Here is a 24735-nt window from a genome sequence, read left to right on the forward strand (position 1 = left end):
AACGGGGTGAGAAGGTCGCCCTCGCATCCCTCCCGAGGGCGACCTTCTCACCCCGTTGCCGATGAACGCCCTGCCTGCCGCTTCCAGCGCTGCCCTGCCCCGCCCCCTCGACCTGACGGCGCCCAGCCTGCGCCGCCGCATGGCCTGCTGGCTGTACGAGGGCCTGCTGCTGTTCGGCGTGGTCTTCATCGCCGGCTACCTGTTCGGCACGCTGACCCAGACCCGGCATGCCCTGGACAACCGCCATGGCCTGCAGGCCTTCGTGTTCGTGGTGTTCGGCATCTATTTCACCTGGTTCTGGGCCAAGGGCCAGACCCTGGCGATGAAGACCTGGCATATCCGGGTCGTCACCTGCGAAGGCAAGCCGCTGAGCCAGGGACGGGCACTGTTGCGCTACCTGGCCAGCTGGCTCTGGTTCCTGCCCCCGCTGGCGGCGCAGGCGCCGTTCGACCTGCCGGCCGCCGAGATCCTGGTGTTGCTGGCCGGTTGGGTCCTGGTCTGGGCGCTGCTGAGCCGCTTCCACCCGCAGCGCCAGTTCTGGCACGACGCCCTGGCCGGCACGCGGCTGGTCCACGCCACGCCACGCTAAGCCTGGCGTCAGCCGACGCCTCGCCGCTAGGCGACAATCACGGCATGTCCATTCCCGATCCTGCCGCCGCCCGCCACGGCCAAGTGAACGCACAGAAATACCGCACCGGCCTCAACCGCGTCTGGCATGCCGCGGGCTACTCGCTGGAGGGCCTGCGCGCCGGCTGGGGCGAGACGGCGTTCCGCCAGGAAGCCATTGCGGCCGTGGCGCTGCTGCCGCTGGCCTTCTGGCTGGGGCGCAGCTGGGTCGAGACCGCCTTGCTGGCGGGTTCGGTCCTGCTGGTCATGATCGTCGAGCTGCTCAACACCGGCATAGAGACCGCGATCGACCGCATCGGCCCCGAATGGCACGATCTGTCCAAACGCGCCAAGGACATGGGCAGCGCCGCCGTTCTGCTGAGCCTGCTGCTGTCCGGCGGCATCTGGATCGCCGCCCTGCTACAGAGGTTTTCTGCATGACCCCCGCTTTTTCCGTTTGCGTGTACTGCGGCTCCAAGCCCGGAGCCAGCCCTGAATTCGCCCGCACCGCGCGCGCCGTGGGCCGCTGGATCGGCGAACACGGCGGCCAGCTGGTCTACGGTGGCGGCAAGAACGGCCTGATGGGCATTCTTGCCGACGCCACGCTGGACGCCGGCGGCCGGGTGGTCGGCATCATCCCGACCGCGCTGGTCGAGAAGGAATGGGCCCACCACGAATGCACCGAGCTGCACGTGGTCGAGACCATGCACGAGCGCAAGCGCCTGATGGCGGAGCAGGCGGACGCCTTCCTGGCGCTGCCGGGCGGGATCGGCACCTTCGAGGAGTTCTTCGAGGTCTGGACCTGGCGCCAGCTCGGCTACCACGACAAGCCGGTCGGCCTGCTCAACCTGGCGGGCTACTACGACCCGCTGGTGTCCTTCCTGCAATCGACCGTGCGCCAGGGCTTCATGGGCGACTGGCAGATGGACTTGATCCGGATTGAAAGCGACCCCGAGGGCCTGTTGCGCGAACTCGTGCAGGCCGCCGGCCTGGCGCCGGCAGCGCGCGTGGAACAGATCTGAACAGGAACAGCGCTCCGCGCTGACCGGTCAGACCGCCGTTTCGTCGAGCTCGCCGGTGCGGATGCGCACCACGCGCTCCACGGCGGTCACGAAGATCTTGCCGTCGCCGATCTTGCCGGTGCGCGCGGCGCGCACGATGGCGTCCACGCAGCGCTCGACGTCGATGTCCTTGACCACCACCTCCACCTTCACCTTGGGCAGGAAGTCCACCACGTACTCGGCGCCGCGGTACAGCTCGGTATGGCCCTTCTGGCGGCCAAAGCCCTTGACCTCGGTGACCGTGAGGCCGGTGACGCCGCATTCCGCCAGGGCTTCGCGCACTTCCTCGAGCTTGAAAGGTTTGACGATGGCGGTGATCTGCTTCATGTTTTCCTGCTTGCGGGTAACGGGTTATGCGCGAAATTTGCTCGTAATAGGATAACGCCAATCCTTGCCGAACCCGCGGTGCGTGACGCGTATCCCCAGGGGGGCCTGGCGGCGCTTGTACTCGTTGACCTTGATGAGGCGGGTGACGCGCTCGACATCGGCACGCGGCAGGCCGTCCGCGATCATCTGCTCGATGCTCTCGTCGTTCTCCATGTAGCGCTCGATGATCGCGTCCAGCACCTCGTAGGGCGGCAGGCTGTCCTGGTCGGTCTGGCCGGCCCGCAGTTCGGCGCTGGGCGGGCGCGTGATGATGCGCTCGGGAATGGGGCTGGCGCCCGTGCCACAGGGGTCATGGGCGTTGCGCCAGCGCGCCAGGCGGAACACCGTGGTCTTGGCCAGGTCCTTGATGACGGCAAAGCCGCCCGCCATGTCGCCGTACAGCGTGCAGTAGCCGGTCGCCATCTCGCTCTTGTTGCCGGTGGTCAGCACCACGGCGCCGAACTTGTTGGACAGGGCCATCAGCAGCGTGCCGCGGATGCGCGCCTGGATGTTCTCTTCGGTCGTGTCCTCGGCGCGCCCCCGGAACTGCTCGGCCAGCGCGGTCTTGAAGCCCTCGAACAGCGGCGCGATCGAGATCTCCTCGTAGCGCACGCCGAGCCGGGACGCCATTTCGCGCGCGTCGATCCAGCTGATGTCGGCCGTGTAGGGCGAAGGCATCATCACGGTGCGCACCTTGTCGCGGCCCAGGGCGTCGACCGCGACCGCCAGCACCAGCGCCGAATCGATGCCGCCCGACAGGCCCAGGATCACCTCCGGGAAGCCATTCTTGCCGATGTAGTCGCGCACGCCCAGCACCAGGGCGTCCCACAGGTCGGCGTCCGGGCTGCGCTCGGGCTCGACCTCGCCGCGCAGGCGCAACGCTCCGTGCGTGCCCTCCACTTGCAGGGAGTAAAGCTTCTCGACGAAGCTGGGCGCCCGGCCCGCCAGGCTGCCGTCGGCCTGCAGCGCGAACGAATGCCCCTCGAACACCACCTCGTCCTGCCCCCCGATCAGGTGGGCATAGACCAGGGGCAGGCCACAGGCCTGGCTGCGCTGGCGCATCATGGCCTCGCGCTCGTAGCCCTTGCCGACATGGAAGGGCGAGGCATTGATCACGGCCAGCATTTCGGCGCCGGCCTCCAGCGCCAGGCGGGCCGGCTCCTCGAACCAGGCGTCCTCGCAGATCAGCAGGCCGATGCGGATGCCCGCCACCTCGAACACGCAGACGCCCTGCCCGGGCGCGAAATAACGCCGCTCGTCGAACACCTGGTAGTTCGGCAGCTCGCGCTTGGCATAGCGCGCCACCACCTCGCCGCCGCGCAGCACGCTGGCCGAGTTGTGGCACTGCTGCACCGACACGCTGCGCGTTCGGCTGCTGCTGCCGCTCGGGTGGCCGACCACCACCGTGAGGTGCTTCAACCCCGCGAGCTCGCGGGCCACGGTTTTCACGGCATCATCGCAGGCGGCGATGAAGGCCGGGCGCAGCAGCAGGTCTTCGGCCGGGTAGCCGCAGATCGAGAGTTCCGGCGTGAGCAGCAGCCGCGCACCGTCCGCGTAGGCGGCCTTCGCCGCCTCGATGATCTTGCGGGCGTTACCCGGCATGTCCCCCACCTCGAAGTTGAGTTGGGCCACGCAGATTTTGAGAGTCATACAGGTGCTGAAGAACGAGGCTAAAGATTATGTCACCCGCGTGAACGCCTCACCGCAGGCGCTGCCCGCCGAGGCCTGGAACGCGCTGCTGGCCGCACAGCCGCATCCCACGCCGTTCATGCGCCATGAATACCTGGCCGCGCTGCACGCCAGCGGCAGCGCCACACCCGCCACCGGCTGGACGCCCCGCTTCACCAGCCTCTGGCAGGCGGGGCAGCTGGTGGCCGCCTGCGCGGTCTACCTCAAGAGCCATTCCTGGGGTGAGTATGTGTTCGACCAGGCCTGGGCCGGCGCCTACGAGCAGCATGGCCTAACCTACTACCCCAAGGCCCTGGTGGCCGTGCCCTTCACGCCCGTGCCCGGCACAAGGCTGCTGGCGCGCGACGCCGCGGCACGCGAAACCCTGCTGAGGGCCCTGGTCGAGGACTGCCGCGAACAAGGCCTGTCCTCTCTGCATCTGCTGTTCGCCACCGAAGAGGATCTGGCAGCCTGCGCGCGTGCCGGCCTGATGCTGCGCCACAACGTGCAGTTCCACTGGAAAAATTCGACGCCCGGATTCCAGGACTTCGAAGATTTCCTGGCCAGCCTGAGCCAGGACAAGCGCAAGAAAATCCGCCAGGAGCGCCGCAAGGTGCGCGAGGCCGGCGTGGCCTTTCGCTGGGCCCGGGGCGCCGACATCACGGCCGCCGACTGGGATTTCTTCTACCGCTGCTACGAGCGCACCTACCTCGAGCATGGCAACCCGCCCTACCTGAGCCGGGACTTCTTCCGCCGCATGGCCGCCCACATGCCCGAGAACTGGCTGCTGTTCGTCGCCGAGCGCGCCGGCCGCCCCATCGCCAGCAGCCTGATCGCGCTCGACGCGGGCGGGCGCCCGGCCGTGGCCTACGGCCGCTACTGGGGCGCGCTCGAGCGCGTGGACTGCCTGCATTTCGAGGCCTGCTACTACCAGCCGCTGCAGTGGTGCATCGCGCACGGCGTGCAGCGCTTCGAGGGCGGCGCCCAGGGCGAGCACAAGATGGCGCGTGCCCTGTTGCCGGTGCAGGCCAGCAGTGCCCACTGGCTGGCCCACCCGGCCTTCGCCGACGCGGTCGAGCGCTTTCTGGCGCGCGAGGGGCAGGGCGTGGCCGGCTACCTGGAGCAGCTCGAGCGGCGCAGCCCGCTGCGCCAAACAAAAAGCGCCTGACCGGTTCCGCCGGTCAGGCGCCCTGTATCGGGCACTGGCCGCCGAAGATCAGGCCTTGGCCTGGTTGTAGTTGGCGATGCCGTCCATGATTTCCTTGCGGGCGGCTTCCGGGCCTTCCCAGCCCAGCACCTTGACCCACTTGCCTTCCTCGAGGTCCTTGTAGTGCTCGAAGAAATGGGCGATGGTCTTCAGGCGCAGCGGGTTCAGGTCCTCGGGCTTCTGCCACTGGGTGTAGATCGACAGGATCTTGTCGACCGGCACGGCCAGCACCTTGCCGTCCTCGCCCGCCTCGTCCTCCATCTTCAGGATGCCGATCGCGCGGCAGGGCACGACCACGCCAGGAATCAGGGGCACGGGGGTGATCACCAGCACGTCCACCGGGTCGCCGTCGCCGCTGATGGTCTTGGGCACATAGCCGTAGTTGGTCGGGTAGTGCATGGCCGTGCTCATGAAACGGTCCACGAAGATGGCGCCGGTTTCCTTGTCCACCTCGTACTTGACGGGGTCGGCGTTCATCGGAATCTCGATGATCACGTTGAAGGCGTCGGGAACTTTGCTGCCGGGGGTGACGTTGTCGAGGGACATGAAAGAAGTCTCTGGAAGTTGCGTTGAATCAGGAAAGACACTGGGATTAACCCGGATTTTACTTTCACCGACCTTGCGCCCCGGGCCACTGTCACATTTTTCAAGTTAAATTGCGCGAGTTGGCCAATCGACTCCTCTTGCTGGGAGCGAGGAAGCAACGCCGCGGGGGTTCCTCCAAAGCGTTGAACCTCCTCCAAGAGAAACAACACACTGAGAGGGGTAAGCAAATGACTGGCAACGCAGTGCCGATTCTGGCGCTTGTCTGCGGGCTCATTGCCGTGATCTACGGCATCTGGGCGCGCGGCTGGATTCTTTCCCAGGACGCGGGCAACGCCCGCATGCAGGAAATCGCCTCGGCCATCCAGGCCGGCGCGGCGGCCTATCTGGCGCGCCAATACCGCACCATCGCCTTGGCTGGCGTGGTACTGGCCCTGCTGATAGCCGTGTTCCTGGACGGAAAGACCGCCGTCGGCTTCGTGGTCGGCGCCCTCCTCTCGGGCGCCTGCGGTTTCATCGGCATGAACGTCTCGGTGCGCGCCAACGTGCGCACCGCCCAGGCCGCCACGCGCGGCATAGGCCCGGCACTCGACGTCGCGTTCCGCGGCGGCGCCATCACCGGCATGCTGGTGGTGGGCCTGGGCCTGCTCGGCGTGACGGCCTTCTACTGGTTCCTGGTCGGCAACGGCGTGCTCACGCCGGACAAGAATCTCGCCACCCTGCTGAACCCGCTGATCGGCTTTGCCTTCGGCGCCTCGCTGATCTCGATCTTCGCGCGTCTGGGCGGCGGCATCTTCACCAAGGGCGCCGACGTGGGCGCCGACCTGGTCGGCAAGGTGGAGGCCGGCATCCCCGAGGACGACCCGCGCAACCCGGCCGTGATCGCCGACAACGTGGGCGACAACGTGGGCGACTGCGCCGGCATGGCAGCCGACCTGTTCGAAACCTATGCCGTGACCCTGATCGCCACCATGGTGCTGGGCGCGCTGCTGGTGGCCGCGGCCCCGGTGCAGGCGGTGCTCTATCCGCTGGCGCTGGGCGCGGTATCCATCGTCGCCTCCATCATCGGCTGTTTCTTCGTCAAGGCCTCCCCGGACATGCGCAACGTGATGCCGGCGCTCTACAAGGGCCTGGCCATCGCCGGCGTGCTGTCCCTGATCGCCTTCTACTTCGTCACCACCTGGATCATGCCCGACAACGCCGTCACCGCCAGCGGCAGCCAGCTGCGCCTGTTCGGCGCCTGCGTGGTCGGCCTGGCCCTGACCGCCGCCCTGGTCTGGATCACCGAGTTCTACACCGGCACGCAGTACGCGCCGGTGCGCCACATCGCCCAGGCCTCGACCACCGGCCACGGCACCAACATCATCGCCGGCCTTGGCGTGTCCATGCGCTCCACCGCCTGGCCCGTGATCTGCGTCTGCATCGCCATCATCGTGGCCTACGCGCTGGCGGGGCTGTACGGCATCGCGGTCGCCGCCATGTCCATGCTGTCCATGGCCGGCATCATCGTGGCGCTGGACGCCTACGGCCCGATCACCGACAACGCCGGCGGCATCGCCGAAATGGCCGAGATGCCGAGCAGCGTGCGCGACATCACCGACCCGCTGGACGCCGTGGGCAACACCACCAAGGCCGTGACCAAGGGCTATGCCATCGGCTCGGCCGGCCTCGCCGCCCTGGTGCTGTTCGCCGACTACACGCACAAGCTCGAGAGCAGCGGCCAGGCGATCCGCTTCGACCTGTCCGACCCGATGGTGATCGTGGGCCTGTTCATCGGCGGCCTGATCCCCTACCTGTTCGGCGCCATGGCCATGGAGGCCGTGGGCCGCGCCGCCGGTGCCGTGGTGGTGGAGGTGCGCCGCCAGTTTCGCGACATCAAGGGCATCATGGAAGGCACGGCCAAGCCCGAGTACGGCACGGCCGTGGACATGCTGACGGCGGCCGCCATCAAGGAGATGGTCATCCCCAGCCTGTTGCCGGTGGCCGTGCCCATCCTGGTCGGCCTGGTCCTCGGCCCCAAGGCCCTGGGCGGCCTGCTGATGGGCACCATCGTGACCGGCCTGTTCGTCGCCATTTCCATGTGCACCGGCGGCGGCGCCTGGGACAACGCCAAGAAGTACATCGAGGACGGCCACCACGGCGGCAAGGGCTCCGAAGCCCACAAGGCCGCGGTGACCGGCGACACCGTGGGCGACCCCTACAAGGACACGGCCGGCCCGGCCGTCAACCCGCTGATCAAGATCATCAACATCGTGGCGCTGCTGATCGTGCCCCTGGTGGTGAAATTCCACGGCGGCTGAGCGCCGCAGCTGCTCCGGCGTTCACATGGGCCCGCTTCGGCGGGCCTTTTTCATTCGGGCGCCGTCAGGCCTGAGCCGTCGCCAGCCGCAGGCCGCGCCAGGCCAGCCCGCCCATGGCCAGCAGGCAGAACAGCCCGCCGGCACCGAAGGTCCAGGCCGGCCCGAGCGTCTGCCACAGCAGGCCGGCCACCACACTGGCCACCAGCATGGCCAGGCCGCTGACCAGGTTGAAGAAGCCGTAGGCCGTGCCGCGCAGGTCGGCCGGCGCCACGTCAGCCACCATGGCAGCCAGCAAGCCCTGGGTCATGCCCATGTGGATGCCCCACAGCGCCACCCCGGCCAGCAGCCCGCTCCAGTGGCCGGACAGCGCGATCACCGCATCGGCGGCCACCAGCACCGCCAGGCCCCACAGCAGCAAGCGGCTGTGCGACATGCGGTCCGACAGGTGGCCAAACGGGTAGGCGCTGGCGGCATAGACCACGTTCATCGCGACCATGACCAGCGGCACCAGGGCCGTGGCCACGCCGGTCTGCTCGGCGCGCAGTACCAGAAAGGCCTCGGAAAAGCGCGCCAGCGTGAACACCGCCCCTATGCCCACCACCCACCAGTAGGCGGCGGACAGGCGCTTGAGGTTGGCACGCGAGACCGGGTTGACGCGCTGCTGGCGCGGCGCGCCGTCCGGGTCACGCACCCCGAACACCAGCAGCGCCACCGCCAATACGCCTGGAACCACGGCCACGGCGAACACCGCGCGGAAATTGTTGGCCCACAGCAGCATCAGGCCCACGGCCAGCAGCGGCCCGATGAAGGCGCCCACGGTGTCCAGCGACTGGCGCAGGCCGAACGCCGCGCCGCGCATCTCGGGCGGCGCGATGTCGGCCACCAGCGCGTCGCGCGGCGCGCCGCGTATGCCCTTGCCCACGCGGTCGAGCAGGCGTGCCGTGAACACCAGTCCGGCGCCCGGCGCCAGAGCGAACAGCGGCTTGGTCAGCGCGCCCAGGCCGTAACCCAGTACCGCCAGGGGCTTGCGCTTGCCGACCCAGTCGCTAATGACGCCGGAGAACACCTTGACGATCAAGGCCGTGGCCTCGGCCAGGCCCTCGATGAGACCGACCACGGCCACGCTCACGCCCAGCGTGCCGACCATGAACAAGGGCAGCAGGCTGTGGATCATCTCGGAGGAAATGTCCATCAGCAGACTGACGAAGCCCAGCACCCAGATGCCAGTCGGCAATCGGCGCAGGGCGCCGAAATGGCTGGAAGAGGACGTGGGTGTCGAATTCATGCTCATGCGTCGGTCGAAGGCAGGCGCCAATTACATCAGTTTCCAAGGGGCAGTCCTTGCCCCAGCGTACTCGCGCTCAGAAATCGCCCGCCAGCCAGGCGATGCCGGCCGCACTCACGACGGATTGGGCCAGCAAGCCCGGCGCGAGGCGCAGCGCATAGCCGCCGCCGCCGCTGAGCCAGGCCGTGGTGCCCTTGCTAACGCCGTGCAACAGCAGCGCGGTCATCAGGGCCTCGCGCAGCTGCGCGGCCTGCGCCCCCTCGGGGCCCCCCTGCACCAGCACGGCCGCGGTGACGGCATGCAAGTCGGCCAGCGCCCCCAGCAGCGTGCCGGCCAGCAAGCCCGCGTCACCGAGCCAGCTCTGCAGCGCGTAGACGAGCACCTGGATGCCGGTCAGCAGCGCCGCCACCAGCGCGGCGCCGCGCAGGCTGAACATGCGCCCACCGTCCGCCACCGCGCCTCCCTTGCGCGCCGCCTTGGCGGGCAATGCGGCGGCGGCCACCAGCCAGCCGCCCCAGAGCGCGGCCAACGCGGCGCCCGCCAGGCAGGGCAACCACATCAGGCGCAGCCAGGCCGGCTGCACCGCGGCCGCCACCACCAGCAGCTGCAGCATGGTGGCCACGCAGCTGAGCAGGGCCGCGCCGGCCATGGGGCGGGCCAGGGCACGGCCTTCCCGCACTTCCATGCCGAGGCTGGCGATGGTCGCGGTGCTGGAGACGAAGCCCGAGGCCAGGGCCGACAGCGCCATGGCCTGGCGCGCCTGAAACAGGCGGCGGCTCAGGTGGGCCAGCGCCTGGATGGCCAACAGCAGGGCCAGCAGCTGGGTGATCAGGTGCGGGTTGAGCACCGGCCCCCAGAACGGCCGGTTCGGCATCAGCGGCAGCGCGATCAGCGCCAGCGCCGCCAGCACGATGCCGTCGCGCACCTCGGCCGGGTGCAGCCAGTCGCGCGCCACCTGGTGCATGCGCTCGCGCCCCGCCAGCAGCGCCGTCAGGCCCACCGCCATGCCTGCGGCCAGCGCCAGGCTCCAGGCGCACAGCGCGCCGATCAGGTAGGTCAGCAACAGGGCGATCTCGGTGGTGGTGCCGGGGTCGCCGGACTTGTCGCGCGCGTAGCCCACCACGCCCAGGGCCGCCACGAAGGCCGCGCCCACGGCCACCAGCCAGGGCTGGTTCATGAGCATGGCCGCGGCACCCAGCACGCTGACCAGCGCGAACGAGCGAACACCGGCCAGCGCGCGCGTCGGCCCCGTGCCCTTGCGCCGCTCGCGCTCGATGCCGATCAGCAGCCCGCAACCCAGGGCGGCGGTGAGCACGGTGACAGCGTCGGCCACCCGCAGCGAGGGACCGGGAAGGACGGCATCCAACATGGGCCAATGCTAGCGCGGACCTGCAGTGCCGGCCATGAGGATGCGGACGGTGGACAATAGCGCCATGCCGTACCTGCCGCCCTTCACCGCCCCCGCCCGCTTCACCGACCCCGATGCCGCCCTGGCCCAGGTCAAGGCCATCTACCTGGCCGGCACCACCCACCTGCGCGAGGCCATGCAGCGCTTCGTGTCCGGCCAGCCGCAGCCGGGCCACACCGACCCCGACGCGCCGCTGCGCGTGCGCGCCTTCTACCCCTTCGTGCGCGTGCACACCGAGACCGTGGCGCGCAGCGACTCGCGCCTGAGCTACGGCTTCGTGGCCGGCCCGGGCCGTTTCGAGACCACGCTGACCCGGCCCGACCTGTACGCCGACTACTACCGCGAGCAGTTCCGCCTGCTGCTGGCCAACCACCATGTGGCGCTGGAAGTCGGCACCAGCAGCCAGCCCATCCCGGTGCATTTCAGCTTCGCCGAGCAGGACCATGTGGAGGGCTCGCTGAGCCCCGAGCGCCGCTGGCTGATGCGCGACATGTTCGACCTGCCCGACCTCAACGCCATGGATGACGGCATCGCCAACGGCACCTTCGAGGCCGGCCCGGGGGAGGCGCAGCCGCTGGCGCTGTTCACCGCGCCGCGCGTCGACTACTCGCTGCACCGGCTGCGCCACTACACCGGCACGGCGCCCGAATGGTTCCAGAACTTCGTGCTGTTCACCAACTACCAGTTCTACATCGACGAGTTCATCGCGCTGGGGCGCGCCGCCATGGCCGACCCGCAAAGCGAGTACATCGCCTTCGTCGAGCCGGGCAACGTGGTGACGCGGCGCGCCGGTCTGTCCGAGGGCGACACCGACGCCCTGGGCGTGCCGCTCAAGGGCCTGCCCGGCGTGCCGCCGCCGCGCCTGCCGCAGATGCCGGCCTACCACCTGGTGCGCGCCGACCGCAGCGGCATCACCATGGTCAACATCGGCGTCGGGCCCAGCAACGCCCGCACCATCACCGACCACATCGCGGTGCTGCGCCCGCACGCCTGGATCATGCTGGGCCACTGCGCTGGCCTGCGCAACAGCCAGCAGCTGGGCGACTACGTGCTGGCGCACGGCTATGTGCGCGAGGACCATGTGCTGGACGAGGAGCTGCCGCTGTGGGTACCGATCCCGGCACTGGCCGAGGTACAGGTGGCGCTGGAGGCGGCCGTGGCCGAGATCACCCAGCTGCAGGGCTACGAGCTCAAGCGCGTGATGCGCACCGGCACCGTGGCCAGCACCGACAACCGCAACTGGGAGCTGCTGCCCTCGCAGAACGTGGCCTCCACGCCCGAGCGGCGCTTCAGCCAGAGCCGCGCCGTCGCCCTGGACATGGAAAGCGCGACCATCGCGGCCAACGGCTTTCGCTTCCGCGTGCCCTACGGCACCCTGCTGTGCGTGAGCGACAAGCCGCTGCACGGCGAGATCAAGCTGCCCGGCATGGCCAACCAGTTCTACCGCGACCGGGTCAACCAGCACCTGCAGATCGGCATCCGCGCCATGGAGCGCCTGCGCGCCGGCGGCGTGGACCAGCTGCACAGCCGCAAGCTGCGCAGCTTCGCCGAGGTGGCCTTCCAGTAAGTCGCTCAGGCCCGGCGCGGCCGAACGCGCGCCGCGGCCTGCTTGGCGCGCTGGCGCGCCGTCTCCACGTCCGCGTCGTGGGCCAGCGCCACGCCCATGCGGCGCCGGGCGAAGCTCTCGGGCTTGCCGAACAGGCGCAGCTCGGTGTTCGGCACGCGCAGCGCCTCGTCCACGCCATCGAACACGATGCCCGCCGCGTCCACGCCGCCGTAGATCACGGCGCTGGCGCCGGGGCTCCGGAGCGCGGTGCTGACCGGCAGGCCCAGGATGGCGCGTGCGTGCAGCTCGAACTCGCTCTGCCACTGGGTGACCAGGGTCACCAGGCCGGTGTCGTGCGGGCGCGGGCTGACCTCGCTGAACCAGACTTGCTCGCCCTTGACGAACAGCTCGACGCCGAACAGTCCCTGGCCGCCCAGGTCGTCGGTGACGGACTTGGCGATCTGGCGCGCCCTGTCCAGCGCCGCCGGGTGCATGGGATGCGGCTGCCAGCTCTCCACATAGTCGCCGCCGACCTGCACATGGCCGATCGGATCGCAGAAATGCGTCTCGACCTGGCCGCCCTCCCCCGGCGCGCGCACCGTCAGCAGGGTGATCTCATAGTCGAAGTCCACGAAGCCCTCGACGATCACGCGGCCGTGGCTGACGCGGCCGCCGGCCATGGCGACCTCCCAGGCCTTTTGCACCTCGGCCGGGCCGTCGATCTTGCTCTGACCCTTGCCCGAGCTGCTCATCACCGGCTTGACGATGCAGGGGTAGCCTATTCCTGCATCGATCGCGGCCTGCAGTTCGGCCAGCGAGTCGCAGAACCTGTAGGGGCTGGTCGGCAGGCCCAGGGTCTCGGCGGCCAGCCGGCGTATGCCCTCGCGGTCCATGGTCAGGCGCGCGGCGCGCGCCGTAGGAATGACGCGCACCACGCCGGCGGCTTCGAGCTCCTCCAGCATGGGCGTGGCGATGGCCTCGATCTCGGGCACCACGAGCTGCGGCCGCTCCAGCTCGACCAGCGCCTTGAGCTGGGCCGGGTCGCTCATGGCGATGGTGCGCGCGTGGTGCGCCACCTGCTGGCCGGGAGCATGGTCGTAGCGGTCCACCGCGATGGTCTCCACGCCCAGGCGCTGCAGCGCGATCAGCACCTCCTTGCCGAGCTCGCCGGAACCGAGCAGCATGACCTTGGTGGCCGAGGGGGACAGAGGGGTGCCTAGGGTGGTCATGGAGAGGCCTGAAAAGTGAGATGGTGAAAAGGATCAGGCCGAGGCCATGGCCTCGCCCATGCGGATGGCACGGGCCGGCGTCCAGTCGGGGCTGAAGCGCAGCGTGTCCTTGGGGAACAGCAGGACCACGGTCGAGCCGAGCAGGAAGCGCCCCATTTCTTCCCCGCGCTGCAGCACGATGGCCTGGTCCTCGTAGCGCCATTCGCGCAGCCGTCCCGGTCGCGGCGGATTGACCACCCCGTGCCAGACCGTGGCCATGCTGCCGACGATGGTCGCGCCCACCAGCACCAGGGCAAAGGGCCCGCGCGCCGTTTCGAACACGCAGACCACGCGCTCGTTGCGCGCGAACAGGCCGGGCACGCCGCGCGCCGTGGCGGGGTTGACCGAGAACAGCGTGCCCGGCACGTAGACCATGCGCGTGAGGCGCCCCTCGCAGGGCATGTGGACACGGTGGTAGTCCCTGGGGCTCAGGTACAGCGTGGCAAACTGGCCGTCGTCGAAATGGGCCGCCAGTTCGGCGTCGCCGCCGAGCAGCGCGCGCGTGCTGTAGCTGTGGCCCTTGGCCTGGAAGATCTGGTCGCGCTCGATGGCGCCGCACTGGCTGATGGCACCGTCCACCGGGCTGAGGAAATCGGCGGCCGCCAGCGGGCGCGCGCCCTCGCGCAGCGGGCGCGTGAAGAACTCGTTGAAGCTGGCGTAGCTCGCGATGTCGGGATCGGCCGCCTCGCTCATGTCCACGCCATAACGGGCCACGAAGCGGCGGATCAGCGCATGGGTGCGAACGCCACCGCGCGCGCCGGCGATGCGGCCCGCAACGCGCGTCAGCGCCCGCTTGGGAATCAAGTACTGCGGCAGCACCGCGAGACGGTCGGACACGATACGGCCACCTGGAGTCTATGGAGGGCGGAATTTTAGCCGGCCGGCCAAGGCTGTCGGGTCCCGGCATGCGGGCGGACGCACCAAGGGGTAAACCCTAGGTTCGAAGGTAACATTACTAAGTACACTTATCAAAAGCATACATACTATTAGCTCCAACCGTTTCACGAGGTGACCCATGCGTGTTGAGACCACAGAATTGCCGGTGCTGGTCGCCGGCGGCGGCATCGGCGGCCTGGCCGCCGCCCTGGCCCTGGTGCGCCAGGGCTTTCGTGTCAAGGTGCTGGAGCAGGCGCCCCAGATCGGCGAGATCGGCGCCGGCATCCAGCTCGGCCCCAATGCCTTCCACGCCTTCGACGCCCTGGGCGTGGGCGAAAAGGCGCGCGGCCGCGCCGTCTACACCGACTACATGGTGATGCACGACGCGATCGACGAGTACCAGGTCGGCAAGATACCGACCGGCGAGGCCTTCCGCAAGCGCTTCGGCAACCCCTACGCCGTGATCCACCGGGTCGACGTGCACCTGTCCCTGCTCGAGGGCGCGCAGGAGACCGGCCAGGTCGAGTTCCTGACCTCCACCCGCGTCGAGCGCATCGAGCAGGACGAGCACAGCATCACCGTCTACGACCAGAACGGCCAGGCGCACCGCGGCGTGGCGCTGATCGGCGCCGACGGCGTCAAATCCGTGGTGCGACAGCAGCTCGTGGGCGACCCGGCCCGCGTGACCGGCCATGTGGTGTACCGCGCCGTGGTCGACAAGAAGGACTTTCCCGAGGACCTGCAGTGGAACGCTGCCAGCATCTGGGTCGGCCCCAACTGCCACCTGGTGCACTACCCGCTGCGCGGCGGCGAGCAGTACAACGTGGTCGTGACCTTCCACAGCCGGCAGCAGGAGGAATGGGGCGTCACCGAGGGCAGCAAGGAGGAGGTGCAGAGCTACTTCCAGGGCATCTGCCCCAGGGCGCGCCAGCTGATCGACCTGCCCAAGAGCTGGAAGCGCTGGGCCACGGCCGACCGCGAGCCGATCGCCCAGTGGAGCTACGGCCGCGTCACCCTGCTGGGCGACGCCGCCCACCCGACCACCCAGTACATGGCCCAGGGCGCCTGCATGGCGCTCGAGGACGCCGTGACGCTGGGCGAGGCGCTGCGCGTGCACGGCAACGACTGGGCCAAGGCCCTGGACCTGTACCAGCGCTCGCGCGTCGCCCGCACCGCGCGCATCGTGCTGTCTTCGCGCGAGATGGGCCGCATCTACCACGCCAAGGGCGTCGAGCGCCTGGTGCGCAACGAGCTGTGGAAGGGCCGCACCCCCGAGCGCTTCTACGACGCCATGGAATGGCTGTATGGCTGGAACGTGGCCAACTGCCTGGCCGAGCACTGATCCCTACCCCTCTAGAGGAACGACCATGCAAGAACTCGGACGCCTGGAAGACCTGCCGCAGGACTACCGCGATGCGCTGACGAAGCTCAACCTGGTGCCGCTGTGGCCCAGCCTGCGCGCCGTGCTGCCGCCGGGCAAGCCGCGGCCCAACACCCGCGCCACGCACTGGCCCTACGAGACGATCAAGCCGCTGCTGCTCAAGGCCGGCGAGCTCACGCCGATCGAGAAGGCCGAGCGCCGCGTGCTGGTGCTGGCCAACCCCGGCCACGGCCTGGAGAAGATGCAGGCCAGCGCCGCCATGTACCTGGGCATGCAGCTGCTGCTGCCCGGCGAATGGGCGCCCTCGCACCGCCACACGCCCAACGCGGTGCGCATGGTCGTCGAAGGCGAAGGCGCCTGGACCACGGTGGACGGCGAGAAATGCCCGATGAGCCGCGGCGACCTGATCCTCACGCCCACCGGCCTGTGGCACGAGCACGGCCACGACGGCGACCAGCCGGTGGTCTGGCTCGACGTCCTGGACCTGCCCCTGGTCTACTACATGGAGGCCAGCTACCACATCGACGGCCCGCGCCAGGAGGTCAAGCCCGGCCGCGGCGACCGCGCCTATGCGCGCGGCGGCGTGGTGCCCACGCCCGTGTTCGAGCGCTCGAGCAAGGCCTACCCCATGCTGCGCTACCCCTGGGTCGAGGCGCGTGCCGCGCTCGAGGCCCTGGCCGCCGACCAGCCCGAGCTCGAAGCGGTGCAGGTCAGCTACGTCAACCCGGAGACCGGCGGCGACGCCCAGAACATCCTCGGCTTCTACGCCCTGATGCTGCGCCCGGGCCAGACCCTGCAGCTGCCCGTGCGCTCGCCGGCCATGGTGTTCCACCTGATCGAAGGCGGCGTCGACGTCAAGGTCGAGGACCAGGCCTTCACGCTGGCCGAGGCCGACACCTGCTGCGCGCCGGGCTACAGCGCCGTCACGCTGAAGAACCGCCAGTCCGACCGCCCGTCCTTCGTCTTCGTCGCCGACGAGTCGCCCCTGCACCGCAAGCTCGGCGTCTACGAGAACCGCGGCTGACCTCCCCGCCCACCCGAGGGGCCGCCCCAGGGCGGTCCCGTGCTTTGTCAAAACAGGAACCCGACATGACCGCCTACCTCTGGAACCCGCCCGCCGTTCAGTCCCTGCCCGTGCGCGGCAAGGCCGAGCGCCTCCCCATCAACCGCCTGTTCTTCGTCGGCCGCAACTACCACGCCCATGCCGTCGAGATGGGCCGTCCGGTCGACAAGTCGATCGAGCGCCCGTTCTACTTCACCAAGGCCCCGCAGACCCTGGTGGCAAGCGGTGCCACCGTGGCCTACCCGCCCGAGACCAGTAACTACCACTTCGAGATGGAGCTGGTGGTCGCCATCGGCGCGCCAGCCTTCCGCGTGACGCGGGAAGACGCGCACCAGGTCATCTACGGCTATGCCTGCGGCCTGGACATGACACGCCGCGACCTGCAGCTGGTGGCGCGCGACAAGGGCCGTCCCTGGGATCTGGGCAAGGACGTGGAGCAGTCCTCGGTCTGCACCGAGATCGTGCCCATGCCCGGCATGGTGATCGAGCGCGGCGAGATCGCCCTGAGCGTCAACGGTCAAACGAAGCAGCAGTCCAACGTGGACAAGCTGATCTGGAACATCCGCGAAATCATCGCCGACCTGTCGCTGTTCTACCACCTGCAACCCGGCGACCTGATCTACACCGGCACGCCCGAAGGCGTGGGCGCGGTCGTGCCGGGCGACCTGATCCAGGGCCGTGTGGAAGGCGTGGGCGAGATCGAGCTGCGCGTCGGGCCGGCCGAGTGAGCGCGGCGCCGAGGACCCGCAAAGGAGACGCGATGACACCAACAGAAAATGCCCAAAGGGAGGCCAGGCGCCGCAGGACGCTGGCCTGGGTCGTGGCCCTGGCCACCGTGGGACTGATCTTCGACGGCTATGACCTGGTGGTCTATGGCGCGGTCGTTTCGACCTTGCTGCGCGACCCCTCGCAGATCGGCACCGTGACCCCGGCGATCGCCGGCATGCTGGGCAGCTATGCCCTGGTCGGCGTGATGGTCGGCGCCCTGCTCGCCGGTTCCGTGGGCGACCTCCTGGGCCGGCGCAAGCTGATGCTGCTGTCCTACGCCTGGTTCTCGGTCGGCATGGGGCTCACGGCCCTGGCCACGAGCACAACGGCCTTCGGCTGGCTGCGACTGTTCACCGGCCTGGGCGTCGGCTCGCTGGTGGCCACGACGGCGGCCCTGGTCGCCGAGTACGCGCCCAAGGGCAGGAAGAACCAGATCAACGCGATCACCAACGGCGGCATTCCGCTGGGCAGCCTGCTGGCCGCCCTGCTCGCGATCCTGCTGATGGAGCATATCGGCTGGCGTGGCCTGTTCTGGGTCGGCGCCCTGCCACTGGTCACGCTGCTGCCGCTCGCGTACTTCAAGATGCCCGAGTCGGTGGCCTGGCTGGCCTCGCGCGGGCGCATGGAGGAGGCACGAGCCCTGGCCGAGCGCACCGGCATCGACTTGCCCGAGTTGCTCGCGCCCCAGGCCACGGCGGCCGCGCCGGCCGGCGCCGGCAAGCTCGGCTTCGCCGGGCTGTTCAGCCGCTACTACCTGTTCCCGACCCTGGTGCTGGGCCTGATGAGCGCCACCGGCCTGGTGCTGGTGTACTCGCTCAACACCTGGCTGCCCGAGATGATGCTGCGCGCCGGCTTCAACGCCAAGGGCTCGCTGTCCTTCCTGCTGGTGCTCAACGGCGGCTCGCTGTTCGGCGCGCTGGCGGCCTCGCGGGCGGCCGACCGCTTCGGACCCAAGCCCGTGGTCGCCAGCTGCTTCGCCACGGGCGCGCTGGCCTTGCTGCTGCTCACTCTCGGCTTCCCGCTCGGCTTGCTGCTGGCCATCGTCGCGGTCGTCGGCCTGGGGACCAGCGGCACGCAGACGCTGATCTACGGCTTCGTCGCCAACTACTACCGCACCAATGTCCGCGCCGCCGGCGTGGCCTGGTGCGCGGGCTTCGGCCGGCTCGGCGGCATCGGTGGCCCTATGCTGGGCAGCACGCTGATCGGCTCGGGCTTGGAGCTGAACGCGATCTTCTACGTGCTGGCCGGCCTGGGCCTGCTGGCTGCGCTGCTGACCCTGCTGGTGCCCCTGACCCGCGCCCAGGCCGAGCCGCGCGCCTCGCGCGCCGAGCCCGCGCCGCAGGCGGCGCCCATGGAGGCTGCGCTGCCCGCGCTGCGCTGACAACAAACCGCCTCATGGCACACCAAGACACCCCAACACGCATGAAGCTCTACAACTTCTTTCGCAGCGGCACTTCACACCGGCTGCGCATCGCCCTGAACCTCAAGGGCCTCCAGGCCGAGTACATCCCGGTGGACCTGCGCAGCGAAGAGCACCTGAGCCCGGCCTACAAGGCGCTCAACCCGCAGGGCCTGGTGCCGGCGCTGGAACAAGAGGGCAAGGTGCTGATCCAGTCGCCCGCCATCATCGAGTGGCTCGAAGAGCGCCACCCCACGCCGCCCCTGCTGCCCGCCGACCCCGAGGCGCGTGCGCAGGTGCGTGCCCTCGCGGCCATCGTCGGCTGCGACATCCACCCGATCAACAACCGCCGCGTGCTGGAGTACCTGCGCCATCAGTTCGGCGCCGACGAAGACGCGGTGAACTCCTGGTGCGCGACCTGGATCACGGCCGGCTTCGACGCCATCGAGGCCCTGCTGGCCGCAGACAGCCAGCGCGGCGCGTTCTGCCACGGCAAGGGCCCGACCCTGGCCGACTGCTATCTGGTGCCGCAGGTCGAGGGCGCGCGCCGCTTCAAGGTGGACCTGGGCCCCTGGCCGAATATCCGCGCCGTGGACCAGGCCTGCAGCGCTCTGGAGGCCTTCGCCCTGGCCGCGCCGTCCCGCCAGCCCGACGCCGCCTGACGCCCCCCGGCGCCAGCCTCGCAGGACAGCGACAATGGCGGCATGACAGCTCCCCTGCTTGATGTACATCACCTGAGCAAGCGCTACGGCGCCGCCACGGTGGTGGACGACGTCTCGTTCGACATCATGCCCGGCGAATGCCTGGGCGTGATCGGCCCCAACGGCGCCGGCAAGACCACCACCATACGCATGTGCCTGGGCCTGACCGCTCCGGACGCGGGCGAGATCCACGCGCTGGGCCTGCGGATGCCCCAGGACGCCCTGGCCATCAAGGCCCAGCTGGGCGTGGTGAGCCAGTTCGACACCCTGGACCCGGACTTCAGCTGCGCGGAGAACCTGCTGGTCTACGGCCGCTACTTCGGGCTCAAGGACGCGCTGATCCACACCCGCATCCCGCGCCTGCTGGAGTTCGCGGCCCTGGCGCACAAGGCCGACAGCCGCCCCGGCGAGCTCTCGGGCGGGATGCGGCGCCGCCTGTCGCTGGCGCGTGCCCTGGTCAACGACCCGCGCCTGCTGATGCTCGACGAGCCGACCACCGGGCTGGACCCGCAGGCGCGCCACCTGATGTGGGAGCGGCTGCAGTTGCTGCTGCAGCAGGGCAAGTCCATCCTGCTGACCACCCATTTCATGGACGAGGCCGAGCGCCTGTGCTCGCGCCTGCTGGTGCTGGACCATGGCCACAAGATCGCCGAGGGCCGGCCGCGCGAGCTGATCGCCCAGCACCTGGAGCCCGACGTGGTCGAGGTCTACGGCAATGGCGCCCTCGCGCTGGCCGACTCGCCGCTCAAGGCCCATGCCGCGCGGGTCGAGGTCAGCGGCGAAACCGTGTTCTTCTACACCGCCAACGCGCGCCCGCTGCTCGACGATCTGGCCAACCTGCCGCACCTGCGCACGCTGCACCGGCCGGCCAACCTGGAGGACCTGTTCCTCAAGCTCACGGGACGCAAGATCAGGGAGGATGCATGAACGAAGACACCGCATCCGCGGCGGTCCGCGCCGAGCGCTGGGCCCTCTATGCGCCTCCACGCCTGTCCATGCGGTGGTGGCCGGTGTTCCTGCGCAACCTGCTGGTCTGGCGCAAGCTGGCCGTACCCAGCCTGGTCGGCAACATCGCCGAGCCGCTGATCTGGCTGGTGGCCTTCGGCTACGGCCTGGGCGCGCTGGTGGGCGAGGTCCGGCTGGGCGAGGCGCGCGTGCCCTACATCCTGTTCCTGGCCAGCGGCAGCATCTGCATGAGCGCGATGAACGCCGCCAGTTTCGAGGCCCTGTACTCGGCCTTCTCGCGCATGCATGTGCAAAAGACCTGGGACGGCATCATGAACGCGCCGGTGAGCCTGGACGACGTGGTGCTGGCCGAGATGCTGTGGGCCGCCTTCAAGGCCCTGTTCTCGGTCACGGCCATCCTGGGCGTGATGCTGGCCCTGGGCATCAGCCACAGCCCCAAGCTGCTGGTGGCCTGGCCGGTGCTGCTGGGCGTGGGCGTCACGTTCAGCTGCATCGCACTGATCTTCAATGCCCTGGCCAAGGGCTACGACTTCTTCACCTACTACTTCACGCTGTTCCTCACGCCGATGATGTTCCTCAGCGGCATCTTCTTCCCGCGCGATCAGCTGCCCGGCGTGGTGCGCGCGGTGGCCGACTGGCTGCCCCTGTCGGCCGCCGTCGAGCTGGTGCGCCCGCTGTTCCTGGACCAGTGGCCGGCCCAGCCCTGGCGCCACGCCGCCGTGCTGCTGGTCTGCAGCGTGGCGGCGTTCTGGGTGGCACTGGCGCTCACGCGGCGGCGCTTCCAGGGTTGAAGCCCCGGGGTGCTCAGGCCGCGGCCTGACCGAAGTGGAACACGCCGGGCTCGCGCACCGGGTCGACCTCGACCGGGATCACGGACTTGGGCGGGTAGCGGCCTTCGAGCAGCAGCTTGGACAGCGGGTTCTCGATGCGCTGCTGGATTGCGCGCTTGAGCGGCCGGGCGCCGAACACCGGGTCGAAGCCGACCTTGGCCAGCTCGGCCAGCGCCGCCGGCGACACCTCCAGCTGCAGCTCGAGCTTGGCCAGGCGCGCCTGCAGGGCCTTGAGCTGGATCTTGGCGATCGCCTCGATGTGTGCGGCGTCCAGGCCGTGGAACACCACGGTCTCGTCGATGCGGTTCAGGAACTCGGGCCGGAAATGGTTCTTGAGCTCGCCCCAGACCGCGTCCTTGATGTCCTCGTAATCCTGACCCACCATGGCCTGGATCATGTGCGAGCCGATGTTGGAAGTCATCACGATCACCGTGTTCTTGAAGTCCACGGTGCGGCCCTGGCCGTCGGTCAGACGCCCGTCGTCCAGCACCTGCAGCAGCACGTTGAACACGTCGTGGTGCGCCTTCTCGACCTCGTCGAGCAGCAGCACCGAGTAGGGCTTGCGGCGCACCGCCTCGGTCAGGTAGCCGCCCTCCTCGTAGCCCACGTAGCCCGGGGGGGCGCCGATCAGGCGCGCCACCGAGTGCTTCTCCATGAACTCGCTCATGTCGATGCGCACCATGTGCTCTTCGCTGTCGAACAGGAAGCCGGCCAGCGCCTTGCACAGCTCGGTCTTGCCCACCCCCGTGGGGCCGAGGAACAGGAAGGAGCCGGTGGGGCGGTTCGGGTCGGACAGGCCCGAGCGCGAGCGGCGGATGGCGTTGGCCACGGCGAGAATAGCCTCGTCCTGGCCCACCACGCGCTCGTGCAGCCTGTCCTCCATCTGCAGCAGCTTCTCGCGCTCGCCCTGCATCATCTTGGCCACCGGGATGCCGGTGGCGCGCGAGACCACCTCGGCGATCTCCTCGGCGCCGACCTGGGTGCGCAGCAGGCGCGGCGCCGCGCCCTCCCCGCCCTTGGCGGCTTCCTTGGCCTGGGCCTCCTTGAGCTGGCGCTCGAGCTCGGGCAGCTTGCCATACTGCAGCTCGGCGACCTTGTTGAAGTCGCCCTTGCGCGTGAACTCCTCGATCTGCTGGCGCAGCTGGTCGATCTGCTCGCGCACCTGCTGGCTGCCCTGGGCCTGGGCCTTCTCGGCCTTCCAGACCTCCTCCAGGTCGGCAATCTCCTTCTGCAGCTTGCCGATCTCTTCCTCGAGCAGGGCCAGGCGCTTGCGCGAGGCCTCGTCGGTCTCCTTGCGCATGGCCTCGCGTTCGATCTGCAGCTGGATCAGGCGGCGGTCGAGCTTGTCTATGGCCTCGGGCTTGGAGTCGATCTCGATCTTGATCTTGGCCGCGGCCTCGTCGATCAGGTCGATCGCCTTGTCGGGCAGGAAGCGGTCGGTGATGTAGCGGTGGCTGAGCTCGGCCGCGGCCACGATGGCCGGGTCGGTGATGTCCACGCCGTGGTGCACCTCGTACTTCTCCTGCAGGCCGCGCAGGATGGCGATGGTGGCTTCGACCGAGGGCTCGTCGACCAGGATCTTCTGGAAGCGGCGCTCCAGCGCGGCGTCCTTCTCGATGTACTTGCGGTACTCGTCCAGCGTGGTCGCTCCCACGCAGTGCAGCTCGCCGCGCGCCAGCGCCGGCTTGAGCATGTTGCCCGCGTCGATCGCGCCCTCGGCCTTGCCGGCGCCGACCATGGTGTGCAGCTCGTCGATGAAGACGATGGTCTGCCCCTCGTCCTTGGCCAGCTCGTTGAGCACGGTCTTCAGCCGCTCCTCGAACTCGCCGCGGTACTTGGCGCCGGCCAGCAGGGCCGCCATGTCCAGCGAGAGCACGCGCTTGCCCTTGAGCGAGTCGGGCACTTCGCCGGCGACGATGCGCTGGGCCAGGCCCTCGACGATGGCGGTCTTGCCCACGCCGGGCTCGCCGATCAGCACCGGGTTGTTCTTGGTGCGCCGCTGCAGCACCTGGATGGCGCGGCGGATCTCGTCGTCGCGTCCGATCACGGGGTCGAGCTTGCCCTGGCGGGCGCGCTCGGTCAGGTCCAGGCAGTATTTCTTGAGCGCCTCGCGCTGGCCCTCGGCTTCGGCGCTGTCGACGTTCTGGCCGCCGCGCACCGCATCGATGGCCGCCTCCAGGCTCTTGCGCGTCAGGCCTTGCTCCTGGGCCAGGCGGCCCGCCTCGCCCTTGTTGTCGGCCAGGGCCAGCAGGAACAGCTCGCTGGCGACGAACTGGTCGCCGCGCTTGATCGCCTCCTTCTCGGCCGCCTGCATCAGCGACACCATGTCGCGGCCGATCTGCACGTGTTCCTGGCCCTGCACCTGGGGCAGGCGCTTGACGGCGGCCTCGGCGGCCGCCAGCAGCCCGCCTACGTTGACGCCGGCGCGCTGCAGCAGCGAGCCGGGCCCGCCCTCCTGGCGCAGCATGGCGGCCAGCACGTGGACCGGCTCGATGTAGGCATGGTCGTGGCCAAGCGCCAGGGTCTGGGCCTCGGCCAGCGCTTCCTGGAACTTGGTGGTGAGTTTGTCAAGACGCATGGCTTTCTCCTTCTTGCACACCAACTAGGGCTGGCTCCGGGTTTTTTCAAGCCTGGGGGCCGGGCAGCGTTCGTCCGCATCCTGCATACTGCCCCGTCTTTTCCTTCGCCGCAACGGAGTTCGTCATGGATTTGCATCTCACCGACAAGGTCGTTCTGATCACCGGGGGCAGCAAGGGCATAGGTCTGGCCTGCGCCCGGGCCTTCGCCGCCGAGGGCGCCCGCGTGGCCATCGTGGCGCGCCAGACGGCCCCCCTGGAGGCGGCTGCCGTCGAGCTGCGGCGCGGCGGCGCAAGCGTGCTGGCGCTGGCGGCCGACCTGGTCGAGGCCGTGCAGGCCGAGCAGCTGGTGCGCGAGGTGGAGCAGGCGCTGGGCCCGGTCGACGTGCTGGTCAACGCCGCCGGCGCGGCGCGCCGCACCCCGGCCCAGGCCCTGCAGGCCGCCGACTGGCATGCCGCCATGGACGCCAAGTACTTCACCTACATCCACGCCATGCAGGCCGTGCTGCCCGGCATGGCCGCGCGCCGCTCGGGGGCGATCGTCAACGTGATCGGCGCCGGCGGCAAGCTCGCCTCGCCCACCCACCTGCCCGGCGGCGCGGCCAACGCGGCGCTTATGCTGGCGAGCGCGGGACTGGCCAACGCCTACGCGCCGAGCGGCGTGCGCGTCAATGCCGTCAACCCCGGCCCCACGCTGACCGAGCGGCTGCAGCAGGGCCTGGAGGCCGAAGCGGCCCAGGCGGGTATCTCGGTCGACGAGGCACTGGCGCGCACCGTTCAGCGCCTGCCGCTGGGGCGCCTGGCCCGGCCCGAGGAGATCGCCGACATGGTGCTGTTCCTGGCCTCGCAGCGTGCCAGCTACGTGACGGGCGCCATCGTCGCCATGGACGGCGCGAGCATCCCGACCGTGCTGTGAT

Annotated in this window: 22 protein-coding genes; 14 read left to right on the forward strand and 8 right to left on the reverse strand. The window is 69.4% G+C overall.

The annotated features are described in order from the left end of the window. Nucleotides 1–139: 139 nt before the first annotated feature. The 3 genes from FFS10_RS18145 to FFS10_RS18155 are packed head-to-tail and all read left to right on the forward strand — an operon-like array spanning nt 140 to nt 1628. On the forward strand, nt 140–589 hold the full coding sequence (locus FFS10_RS18145; RefSeq protein ID WP_502702889.1) for an RDD family protein: 450 nt from the start codon (nt 140–142) through the stop codon (nt 587–589). A 44-nt stretch (nt 590–633) separates the two neighbouring features. After that, entirely contained in the window at nt 634–1047 is a 414-nt protein-coding gene (locus FFS10_RS18150; protein ID WP_137895886.1) for a diacylglycerol kinase, read from the forward strand. Next, nucleotides 1044–1628 (forward strand): LOG family protein, encoded by a 585-nt coding sequence (locus FFS10_RS18155; RefSeq protein ID WP_137895887.1) that lies wholly within the window; start codon nt 1044–1046, stop codon nt 1626–1628. Before FFS10_RS18150 ends, FFS10_RS18155 begins: the two co-directional genes overlap by 4 nt. Nucleotides 1629–1655: 27 nt before the next feature. On the opposite strand, the gene FFS10_RS18160 is transcribed toward FFS10_RS18155, so the two are convergent. Beyond that, a complete protein-coding gene (locus tag FFS10_RS18160; protein WP_137895888.1) occupies nt 1656–1994 on the reverse strand; it encodes a P-II family nitrogen regulator in 339 nt (112 codons plus the stop codon). Nucleotides 1995–2018: 24 nt separating this feature from the next. Next, nucleotides 2019–3683 carry an NAD+ synthase gene (locus FFS10_RS18165; RefSeq protein WP_137895889.1) on the reverse strand — a complete coding sequence of 555 codons (1665 nt, stop codon included), beginning with the start codon at nt 3681–3683 and terminating at the stop codon, nt 2019–2021. 40 nt (nt 3684–3723) lie between these two features. Here FFS10_RS18165 and FFS10_RS18170 point away from each other — a divergent pair, with 40 nt between their 5' ends. Next, nucleotides 3724–4869: a GNAT family N-acetyltransferase gene (locus FFS10_RS18170; RefSeq protein ID WP_249931348.1), complete on the forward strand. Its 1146-nt coding sequence runs from the start codon at nt 3724–3726 to the stop codon at nt 4867–4869. Between the two features lie 48 nt (nt 4870–4917). On the opposite strand, the gene ppa is transcribed toward FFS10_RS18170, so the two are convergent. Beyond that, on the reverse strand, nt 4918–5454 hold the full coding sequence (gene ppa / locus FFS10_RS18175) for an inorganic diphosphatase (protein ID WP_137895891.1): 537 nt from the start codon (nt 5452–5454) through the stop codon (nt 4918–4920). Nucleotides 5455–5681: 227 nt separating this feature from the next. Here ppa and FFS10_RS18180 point away from each other — a divergent pair, with 227 nt between their 5' ends. After that, nucleotides 5682–7751 carry a sodium-translocating pyrophosphatase gene (locus FFS10_RS18180; protein WP_137895892.1) on the forward strand — a complete coding sequence of 690 codons (2070 nt, stop codon included), beginning with the start codon at nt 5682–5684 and terminating at the stop codon, nt 7749–7751. Between the two features lie 64 nt (nt 7752–7815). On the opposite strand, the gene FFS10_RS18185 is transcribed toward FFS10_RS18180, so the two are convergent. After that, nucleotides 7816–9036 (reverse strand): MFS transporter, encoded by a 1221-nt coding sequence (locus FFS10_RS18185; RefSeq protein ID WP_137895893.1) that lies wholly within the window; start codon nt 9034–9036, stop codon nt 7816–7818. A 76-nt stretch (nt 9037–9112) separates the two neighbouring features. Further along, nucleotides 9113–10405 carry an MgtC/SapB family protein gene (locus tag FFS10_RS18190; RefSeq protein WP_137895894.1) on the reverse strand — a complete coding sequence of 431 codons (1293 nt, stop codon included), beginning with the start codon at nt 10403–10405 and terminating at the stop codon, nt 9113–9115. A gap of 64 nt (nt 10406–10469) precedes the next feature. Here FFS10_RS18190 and FFS10_RS18195 point away from each other — a divergent pair, with 64 nt between their 5' ends. Further along, nucleotides 10470–12011 carry an AMP nucleosidase gene (locus FFS10_RS18195; protein ID WP_137895895.1) on the forward strand — a complete coding sequence of 514 codons (1542 nt, stop codon included), beginning with the start codon at nt 10470–10472 and terminating at the stop codon, nt 12009–12011. A 5-nt stretch (nt 12012–12016) separates the two neighbouring features. On the opposite strand, the gene purT is transcribed toward FFS10_RS18195, so the two are convergent. Then, entirely contained in the window at nt 12017–13219 is a 1203-nt protein-coding gene (gene purT, locus FFS10_RS18200; RefSeq protein WP_137895896.1) for a formate-dependent phosphoribosylglycinamide formyltransferase, read from the reverse strand. Nucleotides 13220–13252: 33 nt separating this feature from the next. Further along, nucleotides 13253–14095, reverse strand: coding sequence for an archaetidylserine decarboxylase (asd, locus tag FFS10_RS18205; RefSeq protein WP_137895897.1), 843 nt, complete (start codon nt 14093–14095; stop codon nt 13253–13255). Nucleotides 14096–14273: 178 nt separating this feature from the next. On the opposite strand from asd, the gene FFS10_RS18210 reads away from it, so the two are divergent. The 7 genes from FFS10_RS18210 to FFS10_RS18240 all read left to right on the forward strand — a co-directional run bounded on the left by FFS10_RS18210 (nt 14274) and on the right by FFS10_RS18240 (nt 21203). Next, the gene (locus FFS10_RS18210) at nt 14274–15476 is read left to right on the forward strand and encodes a 3-hydroxybenzoate 6-monooxygenase (protein WP_137895898.1); all 1203 of its coding nucleotides are present in this window, start codon (nt 14274–14276) and stop codon (nt 15474–15476) included. A gap of 25 nt (nt 15477–15501) precedes the next feature. Continuing rightward, nucleotides 15502–16539, forward strand: a complete 1038-nt coding sequence (locus FFS10_RS18215; protein WP_137895899.1) for a cupin domain-containing protein — start codon at nt 15502–15504, stop codon at nt 16537–16539. 65 nt (nt 16540–16604) lie between these two features. Further along, entirely contained in the window at nt 16605–17306 is a 702-nt protein-coding gene (locus tag FFS10_RS18220) for a fumarylacetoacetate hydrolase family protein (protein WP_137895900.1), read from the forward strand. Nucleotides 17307–17338: 32 nt separating this feature from the next. Beyond that, the gene (locus FFS10_RS18225; RefSeq protein WP_137895901.1) at nt 17339–18727 is read left to right on the forward strand and encodes an MFS transporter; all 1389 of its coding nucleotides are present in this window, start codon (nt 17339–17341) and stop codon (nt 18725–18727) included. A 41-nt stretch (nt 18728–18768) separates the two neighbouring features. Continuing rightward, the gene (gene maiA, locus FFS10_RS18230) at nt 18769–19407 is read left to right on the forward strand and encodes a maleylacetoacetate isomerase (RefSeq protein WP_137895915.1); all 639 of its coding nucleotides are present in this window, start codon (nt 18769–18771) and stop codon (nt 19405–19407) included. Between the two features lie 42 nt (nt 19408–19449). Next, complete coding sequence (locus tag FFS10_RS18235) at nt 19450–20373, forward strand: ATP-binding cassette domain-containing protein (RefSeq protein WP_137895902.1); 924 nt, start codon at nt 19450–19452, stop codon at nt 20371–20373. Continuing rightward, nucleotides 20370–21203, forward strand: coding sequence for an ABC transporter permease (locus FFS10_RS18240; protein WP_137895903.1), 834 nt, complete (start codon nt 20370–20372; stop codon nt 21201–21203). The genes FFS10_RS18235 and FFS10_RS18240 overlap by 4 nt, the downstream gene beginning before the upstream one ends. 13 nt (nt 21204–21216) lie before the next feature. Here the strand turns inward: FFS10_RS18240 and clpB are convergent, their stop codons facing one another. Next, a complete protein-coding gene (gene clpB / locus FFS10_RS18245) occupies nt 21217–23820 on the reverse strand; it encodes an ATP-dependent chaperone ClpB (protein WP_137895904.1) in 2604 nt (867 codons plus the stop codon). A gap of 125 nt (nt 23821–23945) precedes the next feature. Between clpB and FFS10_RS18250 the strand changes: the two genes are divergently transcribed. Continuing rightward, complete coding sequence (locus tag FFS10_RS18250) at nt 23946–24734, forward strand: SDR family oxidoreductase (protein ID WP_137895905.1); 789 nt, start codon at nt 23946–23948, stop codon at nt 24732–24734. The last annotated feature ends 1 nt before the right edge of the window (nt 24735 follow it).

The sequence above is a fragment of the Ramlibacter sp. 2FC genome, assembly GCF_005503345.1.
GTDB lineage: Bacteria > Pseudomonadota > Gammaproteobacteria > Burkholderiales > Burkholderiaceae_C > SCMQ01.

Coding starts and splice junctions, on each gene's coding strand:
- FFS10_RS18145 (WP_502702889.1), top strand. CDS start 140: ATGGCCTGCTGGCTGTACGAGGGCCTGCTGCTGTTCGGCGTGGTCTTC.
- FFS10_RS18150 (WP_137895886.1), top strand. CDS start 634: ATGTCCATTCCCGATCCTGCCGCCGCCCGCCACGGCCAAGTGAACGCA.
- FFS10_RS18155 (WP_137895887.1), top strand. CDS start 1,044: ATGACCCCCGCTTTTTCCGTTTGCGTGTACTGCGGCTCCAAGCCCGGA.
- FFS10_RS18160 (WP_137895888.1), bottom strand. CDS start 1,994: ATGAAGCAGATCACCGCCATCGTCAAACCTTTCAAGCTCGAGGAAGTG.
- FFS10_RS18165 (WP_137895889.1), bottom strand. CDS start 3,683: ATGACTCTCAAAATCTGCGTGGCCCAACTCAACTTCGAGGTGGGGGAC.
- ppa (WP_137895891.1), bottom strand. CDS start 5,454: ATGTCCCTCGACAACGTCACCCCCGGCAGCAAAGTTCCCGACGCCTTC.
- FFS10_RS18180 (WP_137895892.1), top strand. CDS start 5,682: ATGACTGGCAACGCAGTGCCGATTCTGGCGCTTGTCTGCGGGCTCATT.
- FFS10_RS18185 (WP_137895893.1), bottom strand. CDS start 9,036: ATGAATTCGACACCCACGTCCTCTTCCAGCCATTTCGGCGCCCTGCGC.
- FFS10_RS18190 (WP_137895894.1), bottom strand. CDS start 10,405: ATGTTGGATGCCGTCCTTCCCGGTCCCTCGCTGCGGGTGGCCGACGCT.
- FFS10_RS18195 (WP_137895895.1), top strand. CDS start 10,470: ATGCCGTACCTGCCGCCCTTCACCGCCCCCGCCCGCTTCACCGACCCC.
- purT (WP_137895896.1), bottom strand. CDS start 13,219: ATGACCACCCTAGGCACCCCTCTGTCCCCCTCGGCCACCAAGGTCATG.
- FFS10_RS18210 (WP_137895898.1), top strand. CDS start 14,274: ATGCGTGTTGAGACCACAGAATTGCCGGTGCTGGTCGCCGGCGGCGGC.
- FFS10_RS18215 (WP_137895899.1), top strand. CDS start 15,502: ATGCAAGAACTCGGACGCCTGGAAGACCTGCCGCAGGACTACCGCGAT.
- FFS10_RS18220 (WP_137895900.1), top strand. CDS start 16,605: ATGACCGCCTACCTCTGGAACCCGCCCGCCGTTCAGTCCCTGCCCGTG.
- FFS10_RS18225 (WP_137895901.1), top strand. CDS start 17,339: ATGACACCAACAGAAAATGCCCAAAGGGAGGCCAGGCGCCGCAGGACG.
- maiA (WP_137895915.1), top strand. CDS start 18,769: ATGAAGCTCTACAACTTCTTTCGCAGCGGCACTTCACACCGGCTGCGC.
- FFS10_RS18235 (WP_137895902.1), top strand. CDS start 19,450: ATGACAGCTCCCCTGCTTGATGTACATCACCTGAGCAAGCGCTACGGC.
- FFS10_RS18240 (WP_137895903.1), top strand. CDS start 20,370: ATGAACGAAGACACCGCATCCGCGGCGGTCCGCGCCGAGCGCTGGGCC.
- clpB (WP_137895904.1), bottom strand. CDS start 23,820: ATGCGTCTTGACAAACTCACCACCAAGTTCCAGGAAGCGCTGGCCGAG.
- FFS10_RS18250 (WP_137895905.1), top strand. CDS start 23,946: ATGGATTTGCATCTCACCGACAAGGTCGTTCTGATCACCGGGGGCAGC.